The sequence below is a fragment of the Shinella kummerowiae genome (assembly GCF_009827055.1).
Taxonomy (GTDB): Bacteria; Pseudomonadota; Alphaproteobacteria; order Rhizobiales; family Rhizobiaceae; genus Shinella; species Shinella kummerowiae.
The window spans coordinates 66962-89211 of sequence record NZ_WUMK01000015.1 but is presented as its reverse complement, the minus strand read 5'-3'; the positions used below and the strand labels follow the sequence as shown (position 1 = coordinate 89211).

Below are 22250 nucleotides of genomic sequence, written 5' to 3'. Positions count from 1 at the left end.
CCCGGTCATGGTGTTGCCGAGTGTGTTGCCGGTAGCGTTGATGTTTGCGGAGCCGGTCAGCGATACCCTCTCGACATTGGCGGCCATGGCCCAGCTAATGGACGATTGAACCAGGTCCGTGCCGCCTCCGGCAGCCTCGATCACGACGTCGCCGGCATTGTCGAGGACGTATGTGTCGTTGCCTGTGCCGCCGGTCATCTTGTCGGCGCCGGTGCCCCCGTCCAACTTGTCATTACCGCCACCGCCTGAAAGTTTATTGTTGCCGCTGTTTCCAAGAAGATGGTTGTTAAGACTGTTGCCGGTGCCAGCGGTGTTACCGGTTCCGAGCAGGGTCAGGTTCTCGATCGTCGCGTAGTTTGCAAGCGAGCGGGAGATAGTTGAGGTAATCCGGTCTATTCCGGCGGTGTCGCTCACCAGATCGTTTCCCGCGCCCAGCACATAGACGTCGTTGCCAGTTCCGCCGTACAGCCAGTCGGCACCCGCCGCTCCGTCGAGCGTATCGTTGCCGTCACCACCCGAAAGGATATTGCTCCCGCTGTTGCCAAGAAGATGGTTGTTGAAAATGTTGCCGGTTCCGGTGGTGTCGCCGATTCCGAGCAGGGTCAGGTTTTCGATCGTCGCGTAGTCTGCGAGCGAGCGGGAGATAGTCGAGGTAATCCGGTCTATCCCGGCGCTGTCGCTCACCAGATCGTTTTCCGCGCCCAGCATATAGACGTCGTTGCCAGTTCCGCCGTGCAGCTCGTCTGCACCGGCCGCTCCGTCGAGCGTATCGTTGCCATCTCCGCCGTATAGCTTGTCTGCACCTCCCGCTCCGTTGAGCGTATCGTTCCCGCCGCCGCCGGAAAGGGTGTTGTTACCGCTGTTGCCGCGTATGTGGTTGGCCAGCGCATTGCCAGTGCCGCTGATGTTCCCCCCTCCAATAAGCTGCAGTCTCTCGATCGCGGCGCTGAGCGAAAAGGTCACTGAGCTGTTTACCAAGTCGTCTCCGGCATTGGCTGCCTCAGTGACGACATCTCCGGTGTTGTCGACAAAGTAGGTGTCGTTCCCCGCGCCACCGAGCATCTTGTCGGCACCACCTCCGCCATCAAGTACGTTGTTCCCAGCGTTGCCAGTCAGAACGTTGGCCAAACCGTTTCCGGTGCCGTTGATGTTGGTGGTGCCGAGGAGAGTCAGATTCTCTATTTTGCCTTCGACATTTTTAGACTGTCCCAGGCTAAAACTGATGCTGGAACGAACTGTGTCGATGCCGCTGGCATCACTGCTGCCGTCAACCACTCTGTCGCCTGCATGATTGACCGAGAACACGTTGTTTCGGAGGTTGCCGATCATCGTATCGGCGCCAGCGGTGCCCGCCCGGTTGTCGCTGTCGCCGGTGCCGAGGCTCAGATACTCCCCCAAGAGCGCTTGGGTTCCCTTCGTGTATGATGTCCAGCTGACAAAGGCGCTTCCGTCATTCAGCGCGGTAATGGCAAGCGATCTGTCGATTAACCATTTCTCGTATACCGGTATCGTGAACTCTTCGGCGGACGTGGTGCCGTCCGCTTCCAGAATCGTGCCGTAAACCTTGTCGACGGCAACACCTCGCCAAACAAACAACATTCGCCCGTCACTCAGTGCTGCGACGGGGCTCGTCGTTGACACGAACGAGGGTTGATCCGCCGTGGTCTGGTTTATCTGAAACGCGGTTGGCGACGGGGTGCCGTCAGCCTCGACAAAGCGGCCCATTATTTTCGTACCCGCCAACCAGGTGGCGATTGCGCGACCGTCGTCCAGGGCGGCGACGGTCGGAGCAAACCCGCTTTCCGCCAACATGAATTCCGGCGTCGAAACACTGCCGTCGGCGTTCAAAACCGTCGCAAGCGTTTTCCTGACCATTCCGTCGCTTGAGAACCAAGTGATCAATATTCGTCCGTCCGTCAGTACTGTCGAGGCAGAATTGCCTGTGACACCGGAAGCGATCAGAAAGCTTCCTTCCGCCGTTCCATCCGATGAGAAAAAACGCCCATAGAGACCAAAGTCAAACCCGCTTGAGTGAGCGCCCCAGTGAGCGCTCCAGGTCGCCAACAATCGGTCACTACCCACATTGATGATCGTCGGATCAATGAATTGGGTCGGCATGTCACTAATCGAGAAGGGAGCACCCGCAGTCCCATCGGCCTCCACGATGGAACTGGTGAACTTGCCCCAGCTCATCAACGCCCGACCATCAGCCAGCGCAGCTACGTCGGGAGCGGCACTTAAATAATTTACGTCGGTATCAAACAGAACTGCAACGGGAGTGGATACCGCGTCATCGTCCAGGATTTTCGCATAGATCGTGAACCCGTTGGATCTCTCCTCGTCATCAATCCACACCATGGGCTTGTTCACGACCCATGTCAGCAACAAACGGCCGTCGGACAACTTCACCGTAGTTTTGAATAACTCAGACGCCTCGCCCACATTGATTTCAACGGTCATTCCTGTCCCTTCCTGCTGTGGTCTCCGTCGAATTTACTCGACATCGGTAGGCCCGCCGACAGCATCACCTGTGGCCAGCGCCATCAAGCGAATTTGCAAATTTTTTGCCGCCGCTTTGAGCGCCTTCTACATGCAAGGGTAGTCACCCTGGCAGGATGTCCACGAAAGTCAATTGGCCTATAGTCCTTGCTCGATCTCGGACAACCGGTCTCGCTCGGGCCGCATGGAACGGAGGTTTTGTTCATCAGGTGTTCGGGCAAAAGAGGAGATGGTCGGCGGGCCGAATTCCCGAAGCGCTGGATCCGCACCGCTCGTGAGCTTCACAGGCGTTTGCTAAAGACAGCACCGGATAAGCGCTAATCGATAGGGTATTTCGTTTTTTGAGAAAGCGATAATCGAAACGCTAAAGTTTTGTCCCGTTTGGTTTAACTAAGACGTAAAAGCCACCGCCGTCTTCGCGCTTGAAGGGTCTAGTTTTCTGCTTAAGATTCTTCACAGCGGTTTCGGTTAATGCCATGTTTTAGGACGCCACCCAATGAGTCGAATTTGGAGATCATCAAAAATGACAACGCTATAATAAAGTATGTGCGCAATGGATCATGCGTTTTACCGCGAAAAATAACGTAGTTTTACCCGATAATTCATCTAAATTACTGTAGAAAATCTATAAGTAATAATTTCTGTGTGTGTATTCGAATGTAACTGTCCTCCGCTACCAAAAATCTCATCTCTAGAGTGTTTGGAAGCGCTGGCTGAAGGCGGTTGTTGGTTCCGAAAAGGCTCCGCGTGGCAGAGCCTTTGTCTATCTCTCTCTTCGATTATTATGGCTGCGCCTGTGCTGCCAGGAAGGCCTTTGTGGCGGCGATGACCGCTTCGGCTTTGGAGGATGCCCATGTGGGTGGTGGCGGGCAGCACGAGCAGTTGGGCTCTTGATGGGCCGTTGATGTCGCCGTTGGCGTGGCCACCGAGGGCCCTGTGTATATCGGCGGGGTGGTCGAGTGTCACAACGTCGGCATCACCGGCGATCGGCAGAGTGCGGGCTTTGATTCTTGCAAGGTCGGCGGTCCAATCGAAAGACGTCAGTTCCAGCTGCTTGGCCTTGCCGACGAGACCTGGGAAGTCGGGTCTGGGTGACAGCTTCTCGTATTCCGCGACAAGCGGTGTGCCCTGGAACATATCTGCCGACAGATGTTGCGCCATGTCCTTGTGGCCGGCGGCGAGGCCCTTGTCGCTTGCGGCGGCCGATATCGCCACGATGTGCTCGACCCGATCGGGATGGCGCAGGGCGAGCTGGAGAGCCACGTTTCCGCCCATCGAATAGCCGAGCACGGCCGCTTTTTCGATGCCGAGGGTTTCGAGCAGCCGCGCAACGTCGTCGGCCATGGTGTCGTAGCGGAGCGGCCCGTTGCGATCAGCGGTGCGGCCATGCCCTTGCAACTCGACGGCGACGACCTTGCGAGATAGGGCAAGTTCAGCAAGGCTGCTTGCCCAGTTGGTTTCGATGGTCATGAACGCGCCGTGCAGAAGGACGAGCGGTTCACCTTCGCCGTGGATCTCGTGGTAGAGGCCGAGAGGTTCTGCGCCGGGCTGTTGCGCGGCTGAAGGGTCGACCGGCGCGATGGCGCTGAAGAGGGCAAGCAGAAGCGCAGCCGCGGTGGATAGCGGTTTCATGGGATGTTCCTTGTCTTTGGGTGAGAAAGGCCGGCCGGCCGTGCGACGGCCGGACGGACCTTGCGTGAGGGGGGAGCCGGCCAGATAGACTGGCGGGAGGTCAGGCGGCGGTAAGTGCGCCGAGCAGTTCTTCGAGCTGGTTCATGCTGTCCTGCGCACCGGCTTCCATGCCCGAGGCGACCATGCCGTCGCGGTCCTCAATGCTGTCGAAGCGGCTGACGCAGCTGTAGTGGGTCCTGCCGTCCGCTTCGTCGAAGCGGTGGGTCTCGATCACGGTCTTGTCCTCGAACATGCCTTCCAAAGCGAAGGTATTGACCAGTGTCTCCGGCTCGGCGACTTCGATATATTTGCCGATGAAGGCGAAGACCGTACCGTCGGGTGTCGTCTGCTCGAAACGCCATTCACCGCCGGGGCGGACATCGAGCTTGATCACCCGGGTGGCCCCCATGGCCCGCGAGCCCCACCAGCGGGCAACATGCTCCGGCTGAGTCCAGGCTCGCCAGACGAGTTGGCGCGGAGCGGCGAAGGTGCGGGTCATGCGGATGATCGGTTCGTTGGCGGGCGTTTCGACATGCATCTTGTTCATGCTGGTTTCCTTCCTTTGCGTATCATTGTTTGTTGGTATCGTCGCCGCGCTGCATGTCGGCGAGATAGGTGTCGAGCTGGTCGAGATTGTCGCGCCACAGGCCGCGATAGGCGGCCATCCAGCCGTCGAGATCCTTGAGGGGGCCGGCCTGAAGTTGACAGTAACGGTACTGCGCATCCTTCTCCCGGCGAATGAGGCCCGCGGTTTCCAGCACCTTGATATGCTTGGAAACCGCGGCGAGGCTCATGTCGTGCGGCATGGCGAGTTCACCGACGCTCGCCTGCCCGTTCGCCAGGCGTGAGAGGATCGCGCGCCGCGTTGGATCGGCCAGGGCGGCGAAGGTAAGTGAGAGGGGATCGGTAGCCATATATTCAACCTTTAAGTTGTTAACTTACCGGTAGAATATATGGCTACTAGCTGATTGTCAACCACTTGGTTGAATATTGGCTGCGACTGCTTTCCCTTTGGACGGGGAGGTGTCTCCACATCCTGGTAACCATATCTTCAAGAGATCGTCGCACTGTCTCGCGCAGGAGACCGGTGATGGCGAAGAAGACGACCAGGCGAAAGAAGACGACGGGATCGAAGCGGTCCGCTGTGGCGGGGCGGGGCGGCATGGCGCATTGGTATGTGCTGGGTGCGGCGGTGATCGGCGGCGTTCTCTACATGGACAATCGCGTTTCGGGGCCCGAGACGCCGGCGACCGCGATTCGCACGGCCTCCATCGAGCGCAAGGAAAAGAAGGTCGAGCGTGAGGTGCCGTTGCCGCGGCCGAAGCAGGAGCTCACCGGAAAGGTGGAGAAGATCCCGGTCGAACAGGCGCTGCCGGCCTTTTCCGGCAAATGGTTCATCTGTACGACGCAATCCGACTATTGCGTGCTCGACGGCAGCACGATCCTCTATGCTGGCCGCAAGGTGCGGCTTGCCGATATCGATACGCCGGCGATTGCGGGCGCGCGCTGCGACGCGGAGCGCCTGCGCGGCGGCGATGCCAAGCTGCGGCTGCGCGAAATCCTCAACGAGGGCGATGTGACACTGGTTGCGGCGAAAGATGGCGCACGAGCCGGGGCGACACCCCATCTCGTGCTGCGAAACGGCCAGTCCGTCGGCCACCGGCTGGTGCAGGAAGGGCTGGCAAAACCCTGGACGGGGCGCCATCAATCCTGGTGCGGTTGAGGCATTAAATCTTGCGCAACCTGTGTCTTTCCGGCACAAGCCCGACGCAAGCCAGCGTTCCTATGCTTTCCGTTAACCGGGATGGTGCCGGCTGGAAAGGGACAATGACATGTCGAACGATATCGAGCGCTATAGCGACCCGGACAATGCTACGGTTGCGCTCTTCCTCCTTGAAAACGATGCGGATGAACTGACGAACATCCTGGTGGCTGCGCTGGACGAAGCCTTCCGTATTCTCGGAGACGAAGTGTCGCCTGCGACATTCCACTGATTTCACGCGAGACCACCGCATCCTTTGCGCGAGACGCTTTGATCGCTGAAACGAAAGAGGGGCCGTGAAGGCCCCTCTCGCTTTATGGGGTTTGCCTTACCCGAATCAACCGGCGGCAACGACCTGGCGCTGCACGCCGAGACCGGCGATGGAAACTTCCATGCGGTCGCCCGGCTTCAGGTAACGCGGCGGCTTCATGCCCATGCCGACACCGGGGGGCGTGCCTGTGGTGATGACGTCGCCGGGTTCGAGGATCATGAACTGCGAAATGTAATGCACGAGGAACGGCACCTTGAAGACCATGGTGCTCGACGAGCCGTTCTGCACCTGCTCGCCGTTGACGCTGAGCTTCATGGCGAGGTCGCCGGTGTCCACCTCGTCGGTCGTGACCAGCCAGGGGCCGATCGGCCCGAAGGTCGGGCAGCCCTTACCCTTGGTCCACTGGCCGCCGCGCTCGATCTGGTAGGCGCGCTCGGACACGTCGTTGCAGACGCAGTAGCCGGCGACGTAGTCCAGCGCATCGGCTTCCGAGACATAGGAGGCGCGTTCGCCGATGACGACGGCGAGTTCCACTTCCCAGTCGGTCTTTTCCGAGCCGCGCGGGATGAGGATCGTATCGTCCGGGCCGACGATGCAGGAGGGGGCCTTGTTGAAGAGGACCGGCTCGCTCGGCACGGCCATGCCGCTTTCGGCGGCGTGGTCGGCATAGTTGAGGCCGACGGCAATGAAATTGCCGACGCGGCCGACGCAGGCGCCGAAGCGGCTGTCTTCCGGCGCAAGCGGCAGGCTCTTCGGGTCGATTGCGGCAAGGCGCTTGAGGCCTTCGCGGCCAAGCACGTCGCCGGCAATATCCGGCACCACGCCGGACAGGTCGCGGATCTTGCCGTCCGCATCGATGATCCCGGGCTTTTCCGCGCCCGCCGCGCCAAAGCGCACCAGCTTCATGTGAACCTCCATTGAATGCCAGTTATGATTTTTGGTTGCGCGCACCTTCCATCTGGTTTTACATCAAGTCAATGATTTTCGAAAATCCTGCGATTTTATAACTTCGGTGTGGCGGCATGGAACAGACGAAGGGGAGCGGACGCACACTCGCGGGGGAGGCCTATGCGGCAATCCGCCAGGAAATCCGCTCGGGTGCGTTCAAGCCGGGCGACCGATTGCGCTTCACCGATCTCCGGGCGCTGTGCGGCATGAGCGTGACGCCGGTGCGCGAAGCGCTGGCGCGGCTGACGGCCGAAGGTTTTACCGTGCTGGACGACCACCGGGGATACAGCGTGGCGCGCCTGTCACTGGACGAGTTGCGTGACGTCACCGCGACGCGCCAACTTTGCGAGGGCGAGGCGCTGCGGCTATCGGTGTTGAAGGGAGACGCGGACTGGGAGGGAAGGGTGCTTGCCGCCCACCACCTGATGGCGCGCATACCGCAGGCGCGCGAGGACATTCCGTCGGCGATGCGGGAAGACTGGGAGGCGCGGCATGCGGCCTTCCACGCCGCGCTCATTTCGGCCTGCGGCTCGCCGTCACTTCTGGAGATCTGCGGTAAGCTGTTTTCGCGGGCGGATCGCTACCGGCGACTGGCCGTCAGCCTCGAGGGCGCGGCACGGGATGTGACGGGAGAACACCGCCGGTTGATGGAGCGTGCGCTGGCGCGCGATGCGGACGGTGCCGCCGAAGCGCTCCGCGAGCACTACGGCCGGACGGCCGCAGCGCTCGAGAGTTTTTTCAAAGGGTAACCCTTACTTGCTGACGACGACCGTCGCGCCGCCGATCTCGGCACCGCCGCCGATCGCCACGTTGAGCGCGACATAGTCGCGGGCCAGCTGACGGATCGCCGAGGCGAGCGCCAGGCGGGCATCGGCGACGTTGCGTTCGGCATCGAGCACATCGAGGATGGTGCTGGCGCCGCCGCGATAGCTTTCGCGGGCGAGGACCAGGGTCTGGTCGAAGGTATCGACGACCTTACGCTGGGCGGCGACCGTCTGGTAATCGCGGATCAGCGCCGATTGGGCGTTTTCCACTTCCTCGACGGCGGTCAGGACCGTCGACTTCCAGGCCAGATACTGCTGTTCTGCATCCGAACGGGCGATCTTGACCTGCGCCTTCAGCGCGCCACCGTTGAAGATTGGCAGGGAGAGCGACGGGCCGAACGACCAGCTCGTCAGGTTGCCGACCTTGGTATTGAAGTTGCGCGCCGCGCCGATCGAGCCGCCGAGCTCGATGCTCGGGTAGAGATCGGCTTCCGCGACGCCGATCTGCGCCGTTGCGGCCTGCAGGCGGCGTTCCGCCGCGCGGATGTCCGGACGGTTGCGGATGAGGTCGGCCGGAACGCCGGTGCGCGTCGCGTAGCGCGGCATGGGCTGGGCCGAACCCTTGGTCATGCTGGACGTGATCGTGCTTGCCGGCACGCCGAGCAGGGTCGCGATGTGGTTTGCCGACTGCAGGAAGCCGGTTTCGAGCGCAGGCAGGTTCGCGAGCGTCTGGTTGACGAGACCTTCGGCCTGCAGCACGTCGAGGCTGGAGGCGGCACCCGCTTCCTTGATTTCGTTGGTGAGCTTCAGCGTCTCACGGCGCGAGACCAGGTTCTTGCGGTTGAGCGCGAGCGCTTCCTGATAGTAGCGGGCGTTGACGTAGCTCGACACGAGGTCCGAGAGATAGGCAAGGCGCGCGACATTGACGTCATCGTAAGCGGCGTCGAGCGAGGCGTTTGCCGCTTCCCTCTGCCGGCGATACTGGCCGAAGAAGTCGATCAGCCAGGAGGCGCTCAAGCCGGCGTTGATGGATTTGGATTCGGAATGGCTTGCACCGGTAGTGGGGTTTGACCGGCGTATAAAGTTGCCGTCCTGGCCGCTGACATTGCCATCTGCGGACAAACCGACGTTCGGCAGGGCGCCCGCGCCGGCGACGATGACGTTCGCTTCGGCTGCGGTGATGCGCTCCAGCGCCTGCTGGACGGTCAGGTTTTCGGCCATGCCCTGGTGCACAAGGCCGTTGAGGCGCTTGTCACGGAAGGATTCCCACCACGGATTGAGCGCTACGCTCTCGCTGCTCGTTGCCTTGCTTTCGGAAAACTTGGCCGGCAATGCGGTGTCTGGCTTCTGGTAATCAGGGCCGACGACACAGCCGGACAAGAGAAGCATGGTGAGCGGAAAAAGCGTCCTGGAAAAATTCATGGGTCTACCCTGCCGGCCACAATGGCATACTTAACGGAACAAAAGTGCGATTCACTCTTTATTCATGTTTGGGCGGAAGATCGAGCCCCCACCCAAGAAAGAATGGTCCCACAGCGTTTTTTCCCCGCTTCGCTGAGAGGGTGTGTCCGTCGTGCAACTGGGGCATTTGCCCGAGTGCTGCATTTTCGCCCGGCTGGCGAAAGTCGCCATTCGAAAACACGCCACAGGGTTGCGTCACGGCATTTCCTCGGATTGTCCGTCTTTGCGACATATTTTTCTGAGAAATGCTGCATGCGCGAACAGTATTTTTGCGATTCGAATTGTCACACAAATTCGGCAGTAATTTTTTCCAAAATTCTGGCGATTCCATTGACAAGGAAAGGAGGCGCGCTTATGTGTTGGAGCATCGCATGAGGACCGCATGCGTTTTAATCCCGGTCCCCCTGACGCATCCATTTTAGAGCGTCATCGCCAACGAAAGGGAGTGTCCATGTACGATATGAACTGCATCGCCTCCGTGTGTGTGGCGTACTCCTGTCGTGAAACGATTACAGGGAAAGCGCATACGGCACTCCGCCGAATGTAACCCGCACTTCCCTCTTCGAACTGAGCGCAAGATTGAATTGGCTGCACCTTTGGTGCGGCAGGAGTTGTTATGCAAAAGCAAGTTATTGAAATCGGTGGTGAAGCCGTCGGTGTTGTCGTTCCCGATGAAGACCGGCTGAAGTTCGTAGCCGTCAAATATTCCGTATGGGACCTGGATTCGCAGCGTTTTTCGTCAGCAGACGAAGTGCGCGTGGCAATCCGTCGTCTCCTCAATGATCCGGCTGCCGCCACGCGGTCGATGTCACCGGCCCATATTGCGGCCGCCTGAACCGAGATTCTCACAGTCCGGCATTCCAAGCCGGGCATCGGCCGGCCTCGCCATTCAGCGGGGCCGGTTTTATTTTGTGGACAGTGCATTCACCCGGCAGCGGCTGGCGCGGACTGTCAAATCCTGATTGTTTACCGCCTGAAAGGAGGTGCCCCATGACCAGCGGCATCCATCACATCACGGCGATCACCCGGAAAATCCAGGCGAATGTCGATTTCTACGTCGGTTTTCTCGGCCTGCGCCTCGTCAAGCGGACGGCGGGTTACGAAGACGCCGATCAGCTTCACCTCCTGTATGGCGATGCGGCGGCAAGCCCCGGCTCGCTGATCACCTTCCTTGCCTGGGAGGACGGATCGCCTGGCCGTGTCGGGCTCGGCCAGCCGGCAGAGATCGCCCTGGCCATCAAGCCGGAGGCGATCGGCTTCTGGCTGACGCGGGCTCTGACGCATAACATCACCCTGACCGGTCCAGCACAGGAATTCGGTGAACCGGTGCTGCGGCTGAAGGACCCGGACGGTATCATCGTCAAGCTCGTCGGCGAGGCGGATGTGGCAGGATCGGCCCCGCATGTCACGAAAGACATCGCGGCGGCGGATGCCATCCAGCGTATTCGCGGTGCGACGATCTTTTCCGAAAAGCCGGCGGAGACTGCGGCGTTTATCGGCGGACATTTCGGCTACCGCCAGGTCGCCGAAGCGGATGGCATCACGCGGCTTGCCGGCGGGACGGGCGATGTGCTCGACATCCGCAATGCCAGCGGCTTCTGGACGTCGGCGCCCGGCACCGGGACGATCGATCACATCGCCTTGCGTGCGCCGGACCGGGCTACGGTCGAGGCCATGGCGGAGAGGCTTGCGGATGAGGATGCGGGTGACACCAACATGCACGACCGCACCTATTTCTACTCGCTCTATGTGCGCGAACCGGGAGGTTCGCTCCTCGAGTATGCGACGGATGCGCCGGGCATGACGGTGGACGAACCGCTGGAAACGCTGGGCAGCAAGCTGTTCGTGCCCCGGCATTTCCGGGCCGATCCGGTGGATGTCCAGGCCCGGCTTCCGCAATTCGCCCTGCCGGGGGAAGAGCGGATCACCGAGCGCGACCTGCCCTTTATCCACCGCGTGCACCGCCCGGAAAGCCCGGATGGCACGGCCGTCGTGCTGCTGCACGGGACCGGGGGCAACGAGACGAGCCTGCTGCCGTTCGGCGTGCGGCTGGCGCCGAACGCTGTCCTGCTCAGCCCGCGCGGGCGCAGCGTGGACGAGGGTTATCCGCGTTTCTTCCGCCGGCTGACGACGGTGACGTTCGATCAGAAGGATCTTGTTGGCGAGGCGGAAGCCTTCGCCGCCTTCATGGAAGGAGCCAATGCGGCCTATGGGTTGGATCCGGGCAAGACGCTCTTCGTCGGATATTCGAATGGTGCGAACATGATCGGTGCGGTCATGCAGCTCCATCCGGGCCTCATCCGCAATGCCCTGCTGCTGCGTGGCATGAACGTTCTGGAAAGTGCCCCGACGGTCGATCTTTCCGGCACGAACGTGCTGATGCTGACGGGGCAATCGGATCCCTACGGTTCCTACGCGGCGGCGCTTGAAACCCGCCTTGCAGCGGCCGGCGCGTCCGTCGAAAACCGGTTGGTTGCCGCCGGTCACGAGCTCGGCGCTGCCGATCTGGACCTGGCGAAAGCCTACAGGGAGCGGATTATCGGCTGACGGGGCCGCCGTCGGAAAACAGAAAGGGGCATGCCGGAAGGCATGCCCCTTTTGATTCGACGGTCCTTTATGACTGGCTTTAACGTCCGCGCTCCGCAACGAAAGCTGCAAAACCGGCGATGAAGGCGCGAAGTCTCTTCTCGGTCGCCTCATCGACGATTTTTCCATCCTGAAAAACCGTTCCGGCGCGCGAGACCATCAGTTTGGCGCCAAACCATGGCACGGTGCCGAGCGTGCGCATGACGGGCAGCCAGGCTTCCTGTGACAGGAGCGTGCCGAAATTGCCGGGCGAGGCGCCGGTGATCGCGAAGGGTTTGCCGGCGAAGATACGCTCGATGTCGGAGGAAGGGCGGCTCATCCAGTCGATGGCGTTCTTGAAGACGCCGGGAATGCCGTTGTTGTATTCCGGCGTGAAGAGCAGCACGCCGTCCGCTTCCGCAACGCGGTCCTTGAGGCGGGTGACGGCGTCCGGGATGCCGCTCTCGGCCTCCACGTCGCCGTCATAGAGCGGAATGCCGTGGATCGAGCCCTCGACGATCTCGACGCCCTCCGGCGCCATATTCAAGGCGGCGCGCAGCAGCGCCGTGTTGAAGGAGCCCTTGCGCAGGCTGCCCGAGATTGCCACCAGTTTCGTCATTGAGATTCTCCTCTTTACAGACGACATAAGAAACCCCGGCGGACGGTTTGTCACGCCGGGGTTCATCTGGTTTAGACGAGGGGCTTCAGCCGGGCCTCGATCTGCGCGCGGCGCGGTTCGAGGAAGGGCGGCAGCGACAGGCTTTCACCCAGCGTTTCAAGCGGCTCGTCCACGGCAAAGCCGGGACCGTCCGTGGCGATCTCGAACAGGATGCCGTTCGGTTCGCGGAAATAGAGCGAGCGGAAGTAGAAACGCTCGACCTCACCGCTGGAGGGCAGGCGGAAGCCGCGCAGGCGTTCCGTCCAGGCGTGCAGGGCTTCCTCGTCCGGTGCGCGGAAGGCGACGTGGTGCACGGCGCCGGCACCCTGATGCGCCGGCGGCAGGTCCGGTTCGACCGCGACATGCAGTTCGGCAGCCGGGCCGCCGTCGCCCATCGAGAAGACATGCACGTCGCCTGCGCCGTCCGGGTTCGGATAGGTCGAGGTCTCCGTCATGTTCATCACATGGACGAGCACGGTCTGCGTGTTGCGGATATCGGGCACGCTGAGCGTGATGGGGCCAAGGCCCTTGATCTGGTGTTCGGCCGGGACCGGGCTCCTATCCCACGGATTGGACGGTACGCCGGCATCGTCGACGACGAGGCGGAAGCGCTGGCCTTCGCCATCTTCGAAATCGAGCGAAGCGCGGCCGCCGACGTCATGGATCTCGCCGGCCTTGACCTTGAACTCGGCAAAGCGGGCCTTCCACCATTCGAGGGTGCCGAGGTTTGCGACGCGCAGGCCCGTGCGGGATACACTGTGTGTGCCGCGCCGCTCGTGGCCGACCGGCCAGTCGAAGAAGGTGAGGTCGGTGCCAGGAGACGCCAGACCATCGGCGTAGAACAGATGGTAGGCGCTCGTATCGTCCTGGTTGACGGTTTTCTTGACGAGGCGCAGGCCGAGCACCTGCGTGTAGAAACGCAGATTTTCCGCCGCATGCGCGGTGATCGCGGTCAGATGATGGATGCCTGTGAGCTGTAGGGTCATGATAAACTCCTCCCCGGATCTGTCCGGGACGTTCTGGTGCGTGCCCCGCTGTCGGGGCCTTGCGTTGAAGCGAATATCGCCCCTCGCATGCGCTGCCGAAAGACCGGGCCGGACGAACGGATTGTTCACCTTTGTTGAACGACCACGTTGCCAGTAGAGCGTCTGATGCCGGGCATGCGGGCCGCCACCGTTTCGACCGGCGTTTCCACCCATTCAGTTCCAATGTTAGCACCTTCGAACTTTATCGTTTCATAAACCAACACGCCGTACGCTGCCGCTTGCGAAATGACTTCGTCTCTGCTTCGCCGCGCCCGTCGGCATGTCCCGCCCTTTCCGATGATTGCCGCGACGGATTTTCCGCACGGATGCGAGGAGACGTTTGATGCTGCCCAAGACTGCGACTGCCAGAAACATGTTCGCCATCGTGGCGGCCGGTGTTGCCACGACCGTGGCGACGGCGGGCGTTCTGCTCTGGTTGTCCTATAACGCGGTGCAGGAGCGTTCGGTCTCCGAAATGGTGAACGCGGCAGAGGCGAGCGCAGGCGAGGTGGAAACGACCTTTGCCGGCGTAAAGGCGCTGAGCTGGAACATGCGTTCCGTGCTCTTTGCGATGAAGCAGGATGAAGTGCCCAGCCGCGAAAAATTCGATGCGATGATGAGCCGGCTGCTGACGGAAAATCCGATCGCGGTGGGTGTCTATACCGCCTGGGAGCCGAACGCCTTCGACGGCAAGGACGCCGACTATATCGGCAAGCCGGGCCATGACGCGACGGGCCGCTACGTTCCTTACACGATCCGGGCAAATGGCGGCACGACGATCGAGGCGCTAGTCGACTACGACAAGCCGGGACCGGGTGACTATTACCAGGTGCCCAAGAATACCGGCAAGGATTTCCTCGCTGAACCCTATCTTTATAGCGTTGGCGGCAAGGAGACGATGCTGACGTCGTTCGTGGTACCGCTGATGTTCGATGGCGCCTTCAAGGGCATGGCCGGTACCGACATCGCGCTGGATGCGCTCGCAGCCGATATCGCCAAGCTGAAGCCGCTCGGTGAAGGCTATGTCGCGCTGTTTAGCGGCGGCGGCAGCGTCGTCAGCCACCCGGACAAGGCTGCGCTCGGCAAGGCTTTGAAGGATTCCGGCCTTGATGCGACCGCCTGGCAGCAGCTGCTCGACAATCCGGGCAAAGCCTTCGAAATGACGGATGCAAGCGGCATCGCCGCCATGGCGGTTGCCGTGCCAGTCAACATCACGGCGGGATCCGCATGGTTTGCCGTCGTCTCGGTGCCGAAATCCGTTCTGTTCGCCAGCCTCACGACGTTGGCCATCACCTCAATCATCGTCATTGCCATTGCCACCGGTCTCATGATCGTCGTGGGCTGGCTGCTCGCCACGCGCTTCCGCAAGCGCCTTGCCACCGTCATCAGCGCGACGAGTGAAATCGCCAGCGGCTGCACGGATGTCGATCTGTCCGAATCCGAACGCCGGGACGAAATCGGCGAAATGGCTCGCTCGCTTGCCGTGCTGCGCGATGCGACGCTCGCCAAGATCCGCCTTGAAGGCGAGGCTGAACTGAACCGCGCACAGTCGGAAGACGAGCGTCGTCAGCGCGCCGAGCAGGCGGCCGAACAGGAACGCCAGACACGCCTGGCCGTCGAGGCGCTTGCCGACGGTCTCCAGAAAATGGCCGACGGCGACATGACGCATCGGATCGACAACGCATTTGCCGGTTCGCTCGACCAGGTTCGCCACGATTTCAACGCCTCCGTCGAAAAACTGCAGTCGGCGCTGCGTTCGGTTGGCGGCAATGCCAATGCCATCCAGGCCGGCTCTGCTGAAATCCGCTCTGCCTCCGACGATCTTGCCAAGCGTACCGAGCAGCAGGCCGCCTCCGTCGAGGAGACCGCGGCCGCGCTGGAGGAGATCACCACGTCGCTGAAGGATGCCACGCGCCGGGCGGAGGATGCCGGCCAGCTCGTCGAGCGCACCCGCGCCGGAGCGGAAAAGTCGGGCGAGGTGGTGCGTCGTGCCGTCTCCGCGATGAGCGGCATCGAAAACTCCTCGCGCGAAATCTCCAACATCATCGGCGTGATCGACGAGATCGCCTTCCAGACCAACCTTCTGGCGCTGAACGCCGGCGTCGAGGCCGCGCGTGCCGGCGAGGCCGGCAAGGGCTTTGCCGTCGTGGCGCAGGAGGTGCGCGAACTCGCCCAGCGTTCGGCCAATGCGGCCAAGGAGATCAAGGCCCTCATCACCAAGTCCGGCGAGCAGGTTCATCTCGGTGTGGCACTTGTCGGTGAGACGGGCTCGGCGCTCAGCGAGATCGTCGACCAGGTTCAGGAGATCGACATCAACGTCGCGGCCATCGTGCGTTCCGCACGCGAACAGTCCACGGGTCTCAACGAGATCAGCGCGGCCGTGAATTCCATCGATCAGGGCACGCAGAAGAACGCCGCCATGGTGGAGGAACAGACTGCGGCAAGCCATGCGCTGGCAAGCGAAGCGACGGCGCTCGACGCGCTCATCGCGCAGTTCCGTCTCGGCATGGAGGGGGCGGTTTCCCGCCCGGTCTCGGCGTCTTCCGTCGAACACCGTCCTGTCACATCCGGTGCACGGGCGCTCGGCAACAAGCTTACCCGCGCCTTTGGTGGCGGGCAGGCGGCGGCAAGTGCTGCGGCGCAGGATTGGGAAGAATTCTGAGCCGGTCTCCGGCGGCTTTGAGAAAGAGGCGGCCGTCCGGCCGCCTTTTTATTGTGCGCCAGAAAAGCGCACAAGTTTGTGCCGTGCACAGCATTTAACCAACGGGACGGCGAACCCTTTGCGCCTGTCATGTTGGGTTGATCTTTATCCTATTGAAATTGCTTATGGCTTTATGGTTCTTCCGGCTTGGCACGCTTCCTGCTTTCTTTGGGATAGGTCCAGAGGGGACCGAGATAGAAGCGTCCAACGAATGGCGCTCCGGGAAAGCCGTCGTGTAGCTTGGTGGAAACCGCAAAGGTTCCGAAAGCTGCCGGCGGCTTTGTTGTTCCCGGTCGTCGCCCATAGAGGCGTTAGGCGGCTGAAAAATATGATTTATTAAATTTTCCTGTCATAGCCTCGTCCTGATTGGCTTTTTTCACGGACTCCGCCACACTTCAGATCAGCTAGACGAACGGCTTTGATGGTGAAGCTTGCCAGCTTGATCTTCACGATATAATGAGGACCCATATTAAATGGGTGTTCTGTAACAGGAGTCGACAATGACCCGATGGGGGAGAGTGTTGCTGGCGGCAGCGGCGGTCTGCGCCGTTGCTCCACCAGCGTGGGCTGACGGTCTGGCACGGCCGGTGCGTGTTGCGCCGGTCCAGTTCGAACAGCGCGAACAGACGGTCACCATCACGGGCGAGGTGATCGCGCGCGTTGAGACGAATCTCTCCTTCCGCGTCAGCGGGCGCATCATTGGCTGGTTCGTCGATGTGGGCGACGCGGTCAAGAAGGACCAGGTCCTCGCGCGGATCGACCCCGAGGAGCAGCGAGCCGACGTCGAGGCCGCGGAAGCCGGTGTTCGCGCGGCGGATGCGCAGTTGAGGCTCGCCCGCACTAATTTCGACCGCCAGAAATCACTTCTCAACGATGGCATCAGCACACGGCGTGATTTCGACGACGCCGAAACGGCATTGCGCACGGCGGAAAGCTCCCGGGAGGCGGCGATTGCCCAGAGCGGCACGGCAAAGGAACTGCTTTCCTATACGGAACTGCGGGCGCCTGCCGATGGTATCGTCACGGAGCGCCTCGCTGAGAGCGGCCAGGTGGCGCAGGCGGCGCAGACCATGTTCACCATCGCCGACACCGGCCCGCGCGACGCCGTCTTCGATGTCTACGAATCGCTGTTCTTCGCGCAGCCTTCGAAAGACGGTGTCGTCGTGATCCTGCTCAGCGATGACAAGGTCCGCACCACGGGCACGGTACGCGAGGTCTCACCGACGATAGACGCGGAGAAGGGGACCGTGCGCGTCAAGATCGCCATGGATCGCACACCACCGGAAATGACACTTGGCGCCTCCGTCGTCGGTGTGGGCGCGCTGGCGCCGCGCCGCGTCGCAATCGTGCCCTGGCAGGCCCTTTCCGGCACCGATGGAGAACCGGCTTTGTGGATCGTCGACAAGGCGAACAATACGGTGAGCCTGCGCCCCGTCGAGGTCGCGTCCTTCGAGACCGGTGTAGCGCTGATCTCGGGCGGTATCGAAGAAGGTGAGACCTACATCGCCGACGGCACAAAGCTGCTTCGGCCCGGCCAGACCGTGACCGTGATCGGGGGAGCGGCCCAATGAGGATATCCACGCTGCTTGCCACGGTGATCGTCGTCCCGCTGGCGCTTGCCGGCTGCAAGAAGGAAGAAGAGGCTGCCGTTCCGCCGCGGCCGGTCCTGTCCATGGTTGTCACGCCCGTGGCGCTTCCGGGCACCCGCTTTGCAGGCATGGTGCAGGCGAAGGTACAGGCCACGCTCGGCTCGCGGGTTGCCGGCCGCCTCGTCTCGCGCGCCGTCCATGTCGGCGATCTCGTGAAGAAGGGAGACGTGCTCGCCGTGCTCGACGCGACCGCCTATGAACTGGCCGTCCGGTCGGCGCGTGCGGAGCTTTCAAGCGCCGAGGCAACGCTTGCCAGCGCGGTCTCGATCGAAGGCCGGCAGAAGACCTTGCTCCAATCGAACGCCGCGGCCAAGGCCGCCGTCGAGAGCGCGGAACAGTCGCGCGAGGCGGCCGATGCCGGGGTGACACGGGCGCGCACGGCGTTGGTGAAGGCGGAGGAGCAGCTTTCCTACACGAGCATCCTCGCAGAGTTCGACGGTGTCGTCGTGGCGACGGGGGCTGAGGTGGGCCAGACCGTTTCGCCCGGTGAGACGATCGTCACGGTCGCCCGCCCCGACGAGCGGGATGCCGTCGTCGATATTCCCGAGACGGCGGAAGCCATTGCCATGGGTAGCCGGTTTACCGTGTCGTTGCAGATCAATCCCGCCATCAGCGTCAAGGGCGTGGTGCGGGAAGTGGCGCCTTCCGCCGATGCGGTGACCCGCACCCGGCGCGTCAAGATCGCGCTGGAAAACCCGCCGGATACGGTGCGTCTCGGCACCACCATCACCGCCGAGCTCGAAGGGCCGGACCTCACCGCCATCATGATCCCGGAAACGGCGGTCCTGCAGAAGGACGGCAAGCCGAATGTCTGGCTGGTCGATGCGCAGAAGGGCGAGGTGCGCCTGGCACCGATCGAAACGGGTGCTGCGGTCGGCCGATACCTGCCGGTATCGAGCGGGCTGAAGGCGGGCGACCGCGTCGTCACCGCCGGGGTGAACAGCCTCGAAGAAGGCCAGAAAATCAAGGTTGAAGACGAGGCAAGCCTATGAAGAAATTCAACCTTTCGGACTGGGCGCTCGATCACGCATCGCTCGTCTGGTACTTCATGATCGTCTTCGCGCTGCTCGGCTTCTTCACCTACCAGAATCTCGGTCGCGAGGAGGATCCGTCCTTCACGATCAAGACGATGACGATCAGTGCCGCCTGGCCCGGCGCCTCGGTCGAAGAGACCACGCTGCAGGTGACGGAGCGCATCGAGCGCAAGCTGGAGGAGCTGGAATCGCTCGATTTCACCCGCAGCATCACCACGCCCGGCCAGACGCTGATCTTCGTCAACCTCAAGCCGACGACCCGTGCCCGCGATGTCGCGCCGACCTGGGTGACGGTACGCAACATGATCAACGACATCCGCGGTGATTTCCCGTCCGGTGTCGTCGGCCCTGCCTTCAACGACCGGTTCGGCGACGTCTTCGGCAATATCTACGCCTTCACCGCGGACGGCCTTTCGCCGCGCCAGTTGCGCGACTATGTGGAAGACGCCCGTCGCCGCATCCTCACGGTTCCCAACATCGGCAAGGTTGATCTCGTCGGTGCGCAGGACGAGGTGATCTATCTCGAATTCTCGACGCGCCAGCTTGCAGCACTCGGCATTTCCACGCAGCAGGTCGTCTCGACCCTCCAGGCGCAGAACGCGGTCACGCCCTCGGGCGTCGTGCAGGCCGGCGGTGAGCGCGTCAGCGTGCGTGTCGGCGGACAGTTCGCTTCGGAAGCGAACCTTCGCGACGTCAATCTCCGGGTCAACAACCGCTTCTTCCGGCTGAGCGACATCGCCACGATCACGCGTGGCTACCTGGACCCGCCCTCGGCGCTGTTCCGCTTCAACGGCGAGCCGGCGATCGGCCTTGCCATCGGCATGAAGCAGGGCTCGAACCTGCTGGAATTCGGCGCGGCCGTGGAAAAGCAGATCGAGCTTCTGTCGCATGAGCTGCCGGTCGGTGTCGATGTGCATCTGGTGTCCGACCAGCCGAAGGTGGTCGAAGAGGCGGTTTCCGGATTCACACGGGCGCTGTTCGAGGCGGTGATCATCGTTCTCGCGGTCAGCTTCGTCAGTCTTGGTGTGCGTGCCGGCCTTGTCGTGGCGCTGTCGATCCCGCTGACGCTCGCGATCACCTTCGTCTTCATGTACTACGACGACATATCCTTGCAGCGCATCTCGCTCGGTGCGCTCATTATCTCGCTCGGCCTGCTTGTCGACGATGCGATGATCGCCGTGGAAATGATGGTGGCGCGGCTGGAGATGGGCGACTCGCGCCGCAAGGCGGCGACCTACGTCTATACCTCGACCGCCTTCCCGATGCTCACCGGCACGCTGGTGACGGTGGCAGGCTTCATTCCGATCGGGCTCAACAACAGCGCGGCCGGTGAGTTCACCTTCAGCCTGTTCGTCGTCATCGCCATTTCGCTTCTCGTCTCCTGGGTCGTGGCGGTGATCTTCGCGCCGTTGCTCGGCGTGACGATCCTGCCCAAGACGATGAAGAAGCACCACGAGCAGAAAGGCCGGTTCACCCGCGCCTTCGTGCGTCTGCTCGATATCTGCATGCACTGGAAATGGACGACCATCGTCGCAACCGTGCTGGTGTTCTGCATTTCCGTCTTCGGCATGCGCTATGTGCAGGAACAGTTCTTCCCGTCCTCCGATCGGCCGGAACTGATCGTCGACTGGTCGCTGCCGCAGAATGCATCGATTGCCGAAACCAATGCGCAGATCGCCAAGTTCGAAGAGGAGAAGCTGAAGGGCAATCCGGATATCGAGCGCTGGTCTTCCTATGTGGGCGAGGGCGCGGTGCGCTTCCTGCTGTCCTTCGATGTGCAGCCGCCGTCGCCGGCCTTCGGCCAGACGGTTATCGTCACCAAGGATCTCGAGGCGCGTGACCGACTGCGCGCCGATCTTCAGGCCTATCTGCGCGAAACCTTCGTCGGCACGGATGCGCTGGTGAAGCTGCTCGATATCGGCCCGCCGGTCGGCCGGCCGATCCAGTATCGTGTCAGTGGCCCGGATATCGAAGAGGTGCGCAAACACGCGCTCGATTTCGGCGAGCTGCTCGGCAAGAACACGCTGCTGGGTGACATCGTCTATGACTGGAACGAGCCGGCCCGCGTCGTGAAGGTCGATGTGTTGCAGGACAAGGCCCGCCAGCTTGGCATTACCTCGCAGGATATCGCCTCGGCGCTGAACGGCGTGGTCGGCGGCACCACCGTCACCCAGATCCGCGACGACGTTTATCTGATCGACGTCATCGGCCGGGCACGGGCAGGCGAGCGCGAATCGATCGAGACGCTGCGCCAGCTCCAGCTGCCGACGGCGAGCGGCACCGCGGTGCCGCTCGCCGCGGTCGCGAACTTCCGCTACGAAATGGAGCAGCCGGTCGTCTGGCGCCGTTCGCGCGAGCCCACCATCACCGTCAAGGCAAGCATTACCGGTGGCGTGCAGCCGGCAACGATCGTCTCGCAGGTTGCAAAGGATGTCGCGGCCTTCCAGGAAAACCTGCCCTCCGGCTACCATGTCGTGGTCGGTGGTACGGTGGAGGAGAGCGCCAACAGCCAGGCGCCGATCATCGCCGTCGTGCCGCTGATGCTGTTTGCCATGGCGACGATCCTGATGCTGCAGCTTCAGAGTTTTTCGCGGCTGTTCCTCGTCTTTGCAGTGGCGCCGCTCGCGCTGATCGGCGTGGTCATCGCGTTGCTCGGCAGTGGCGCGCCGCTCGGTTTCGTCGCCATCCTGGGTGTGCTGGCGCTGATCGGCATCCTGATCCGCAATTCAGTGATCCTTGTCGTCCAGATCGAGGATCTTCGGCGAGAGGGCATGCACGCCTGGAATGCCGTGCGCGAAGCGACGGAACACCGCATGCGGCCGATCATGCTGACGGCGGCGGCGGCCAGTCTCGCGCTTATTCCCATCTCGCGCGAAGTGTTCTGGGGGCCGATGGCCTATGCCATGATGGGCGGCATCATCGTCGGCACGGTGCTGACGCTGCTCTTCCTGCCGGCGCTCTACGTCGCCTGGTTCCGGATCAAGCCGGAAGACAAGGACGAACCGTCGGCTCCACCCGCGGAGCCTGTCGAGGTGGCGTAGGGCCTCTCAATTTCGCCCATGTCCGGCACCAGAGCTGTGCGGAAATCGCGGCCATGGACGGGAAGGCGTGAGGAGGGAGGCGATTCTCACGGTAAGCTTCCGGCGAGCTTATGCCCTTTATATGCTTTGGTTTCTGGAGGCGGGATGCGTTCTTTTTGTCGCACCCTTTCTGAAAAAGCTGGTGGAAAAAGTTGATTTTGA

Annotated in this window: 16 protein-coding genes and 1 pseudogene; 9 read left to right on the top strand and 8 right to left on the bottom strand. The window is 61.9% G+C overall.

What is annotated here, in order from left to right:
• From GR138_RS28165 to GR138_RS28150, 4 genes and pseudogenes are all read right to left on the bottom strand, one after another.
• A pseudogene (locus tag GR138_RS28165) lies at positions 1–2460 on the bottom strand (hypothetical protein); the annotation flags it as partial.
• Between the two features lie 645 nt (positions 2461–3105).
• Entirely contained in the window at positions 3106–4131 is a 1026-nt protein-coding gene (locus GR138_RS28160; protein WP_160862591.1) for an alpha/beta fold hydrolase, read from the bottom strand.
• Between the two features lie 100 nt (positions 4132–4231).
• Positions 4232–4717 (bottom strand): SRPBCC family protein, encoded by a 486-nt coding sequence (locus GR138_RS28155; RefSeq protein WP_160862590.1) that lies wholly within the window; start codon positions 4715–4717, stop codon positions 4232–4234.
• A gap of 22 nt (positions 4718–4739) precedes the next feature.
• Positions 4740–5084, bottom strand: coding sequence for an ArsR/SmtB family transcription factor (locus GR138_RS28150; protein ID WP_160862589.1), 345 nt, complete (start codon positions 5082–5084; stop codon positions 4740–4742).
• 176 nt (positions 5085–5260) lie between these two features.
• Between GR138_RS28150 and GR138_RS28145 the strand changes: the two genes are divergently transcribed.
• Both GR138_RS28145 and GR138_RS30390 read left to right on the top strand, forming a co-directional pair.
• Positions 5261–5893 carry a thermonuclease family protein gene (locus GR138_RS28145; RefSeq protein ID WP_160862588.1) on the top strand — a complete coding sequence of 211 codons (633 nt, stop codon included), beginning with the start codon at positions 5261–5263 and terminating at the stop codon, positions 5891–5893.
• Between the two features lie 109 nt (positions 5894–6002).
• Positions 6003–6164 carry a hypothetical protein gene (locus GR138_RS30390; RefSeq protein ID WP_202402890.1) on the top strand — a complete coding sequence of 54 codons (162 nt, stop codon included), beginning with the start codon at positions 6003–6005 and terminating at the stop codon, positions 6162–6164.
• A 105-nt stretch (positions 6165–6269) separates the two neighbouring features.
• Here the strand turns inward: GR138_RS30390 and GR138_RS28140 are convergent, their stop codons facing one another.
• A complete protein-coding gene (locus tag GR138_RS28140) occupies positions 6270–7109 on the bottom strand; it encodes a fumarylacetoacetate hydrolase family protein (RefSeq protein ID WP_160862587.1) in 840 nt (279 codons plus the stop codon).
• Positions 7110–7225: 116 nt separating this feature from the next.
• On the opposite strand from GR138_RS28140, the gene GR138_RS28135 reads away from it, so the two are divergent.
• Entirely contained in the window at positions 7226–7900 is a 675-nt protein-coding gene (locus tag GR138_RS28135; RefSeq protein ID WP_160862586.1) for a GntR family transcriptional regulator, read from the top strand.
• A gap of 3 nt (positions 7901–7903) precedes the next feature.
• On the opposite strand, the gene GR138_RS28130 is transcribed toward GR138_RS28135, so the two are convergent.
• Positions 7904–9337: an efflux transporter outer membrane subunit gene (locus GR138_RS28130; protein WP_160862585.1), complete on the bottom strand. Its 1434-nt coding sequence runs from the start codon at positions 9335–9337 to the stop codon at positions 7904–7906.
• 655 nt (positions 9338–9992) lie between these two features.
• Between GR138_RS28130 and GR138_RS28125 the strand changes: the two genes are divergently transcribed.
• Together GR138_RS28125 and GR138_RS28120 are read left to right on the top strand one after the other, a co-directional pair.
• Positions 9993–10211, top strand: a complete 219-nt coding sequence (locus GR138_RS28125) for a hypothetical protein (protein ID WP_160862584.1) — start codon at positions 9993–9995, stop codon at positions 10209–10211.
• A 155-nt stretch (positions 10212–10366) separates the two neighbouring features.
• Positions 10367–11923 carry a VOC family protein gene (locus GR138_RS28120; protein ID WP_160862583.1) on the top strand — a complete coding sequence of 519 codons (1557 nt, stop codon included), beginning with the start codon at positions 10367–10369 and terminating at the stop codon, positions 11921–11923.
• Positions 11924–12002: 79 nt separating this feature from the next.
• Here GR138_RS28120 and GR138_RS28115 read toward each other — a convergent pair whose 3' ends face one another.
• Both GR138_RS28115 and GR138_RS28110 read right to left on the bottom strand, forming a co-directional pair.
• Entirely contained in the window at positions 12003–12560 is a 558-nt protein-coding gene (locus GR138_RS28115) for an NADPH-dependent FMN reductase (protein WP_160862582.1), read from the bottom strand.
• Positions 12561–12631: 71 nt separating this feature from the next.
• The gene (locus GR138_RS28110; RefSeq protein WP_160862581.1) at positions 12632–13585 is read right to left on the bottom strand and encodes a ring-cleaving dioxygenase; all 954 of its coding nucleotides are present in this window, start codon (positions 13583–13585) and stop codon (positions 12632–12634) included.
• A gap of 382 nt (positions 13586–13967) precedes the next feature.
• On the opposite strand from GR138_RS28110, the gene GR138_RS28105 reads away from it, so the two are divergent.
• The 4 genes from GR138_RS28105 (at position 13968) to GR138_RS28090 (ending at position 22049) form a co-directional block, all read left to right on the top strand.
• Positions 13968–16286 carry a methyl-accepting chemotaxis protein gene (locus tag GR138_RS28105; RefSeq protein WP_160862580.1) on the top strand — a complete coding sequence of 773 codons (2319 nt, stop codon included), beginning with the start codon at positions 13968–13970 and terminating at the stop codon, positions 16284–16286.
• A gap of 539 nt (positions 16287–16825) precedes the next feature.
• On the top strand, positions 16826–17896 hold the full coding sequence (locus GR138_RS28100) for an efflux RND transporter periplasmic adaptor subunit (protein WP_160862579.1): 1071 nt from the start codon (positions 16826–16828) through the stop codon (positions 17894–17896).
• A complete protein-coding gene (locus tag GR138_RS28095; protein WP_160862578.1) occupies positions 17893–18966 on the top strand; it encodes an efflux RND transporter periplasmic adaptor subunit in 1074 nt (357 codons plus the stop codon). Before GR138_RS28100 ends, GR138_RS28095 begins: the two co-directional genes overlap by 4 nt.
• Positions 18963–22049, top strand: a complete 3087-nt coding sequence (locus GR138_RS28090; protein ID WP_160862577.1) for an efflux RND transporter permease subunit — start codon at positions 18963–18965, stop codon at positions 22047–22049. Before GR138_RS28095 ends, GR138_RS28090 begins: the two co-directional genes overlap by 4 nt.
• Positions 22050–22250: the final 201 nt, after the last annotated feature.

Excerpts from the sequence above, each read along its gene's own strand:
- GR138_RS28120 (WP_160862583.1), top strand. The coding sequence starts at position 10,367 with ATGACCAGCGGCATCCATCACATCACGGCGATCACCCGGAAAATCCAG.
- GR138_RS28150 (WP_160862589.1), bottom strand. The coding sequence starts at position 5,084 with ATGGCTACCGATCCCCTCTCACTTACCTTCGCCGCCCTGGCCGATCCA.
- GR138_RS28135 (WP_160862586.1), top strand. The coding sequence starts at position 7,226 with ATGGAACAGACGAAGGGGAGCGGACGCACACTCGCGGGGGAGGCCTAT.
- GR138_RS28125 (WP_160862584.1), top strand. The coding sequence starts at position 9,993 with ATGCAAAAGCAAGTTATTGAAATCGGTGGTGAAGCCGTCGGTGTTGTC.
- GR138_RS28145 (WP_160862588.1), top strand. The coding sequence starts at position 5,261 with ATGGCGAAGAAGACGACCAGGCGAAAGAAGACGACGGGATCGAAGCGG.
- GR138_RS28140 (WP_160862587.1), bottom strand. The coding sequence starts at position 7,109 with ATGAAGCTGGTGCGCTTTGGCGCGGCGGGCGCGGAAAAGCCCGGGATC.
- GR138_RS28160 (WP_160862591.1), bottom strand. The coding sequence starts at position 4,131 with ATGAAACCGCTATCCACCGCGGCTGCGCTTCTGCTTGCCCTCTTCAGC.
- GR138_RS28155 (WP_160862590.1), bottom strand. The coding sequence starts at position 4,717 with ATGAACAAGATGCATGTCGAAACGCCCGCCAACGAACCGATCATCCGC.
- GR138_RS28130 (WP_160862585.1), bottom strand. The coding sequence starts at position 9,337 with ATGAATTTTTCCAGGACGCTTTTTCCGCTCACCATGCTTCTCTTGTCC.
- GR138_RS28095 (WP_160862578.1), top strand. The coding sequence starts at position 17,893 with ATGAGGATATCCACGCTGCTTGCCACGGTGATCGTCGTCCCGCTGGCG.
- GR138_RS28090 (WP_160862577.1), top strand. The coding sequence starts at position 18,963 with ATGAAGAAATTCAACCTTTCGGACTGGGCGCTCGATCACGCATCGCTC.
- GR138_RS30390 (WP_202402890.1), top strand. The coding sequence starts at position 6,003 with ATGTCGAACGATATCGAGCGCTATAGCGACCCGGACAATGCTACGGTT.
- GR138_RS28105 (WP_160862580.1), top strand. The coding sequence starts at position 13,968 with ATGCTGCCCAAGACTGCGACTGCCAGAAACATGTTCGCCATCGTGGCG.
- GR138_RS28115 (WP_160862582.1), bottom strand. The coding sequence starts at position 12,560 with ATGACGAAACTGGTGGCAATCTCGGGCAGCCTGCGCAAGGGCTCCTTC.
- GR138_RS28100 (WP_160862579.1), top strand. The coding sequence starts at position 16,826 with ATGACCCGATGGGGGAGAGTGTTGCTGGCGGCAGCGGCGGTCTGCGCC.
- GR138_RS28110 (WP_160862581.1), bottom strand. The coding sequence starts at position 13,585 with ATGACCCTACAGCTCACAGGCATCCATCATCTGACCGCGATCACCGCG.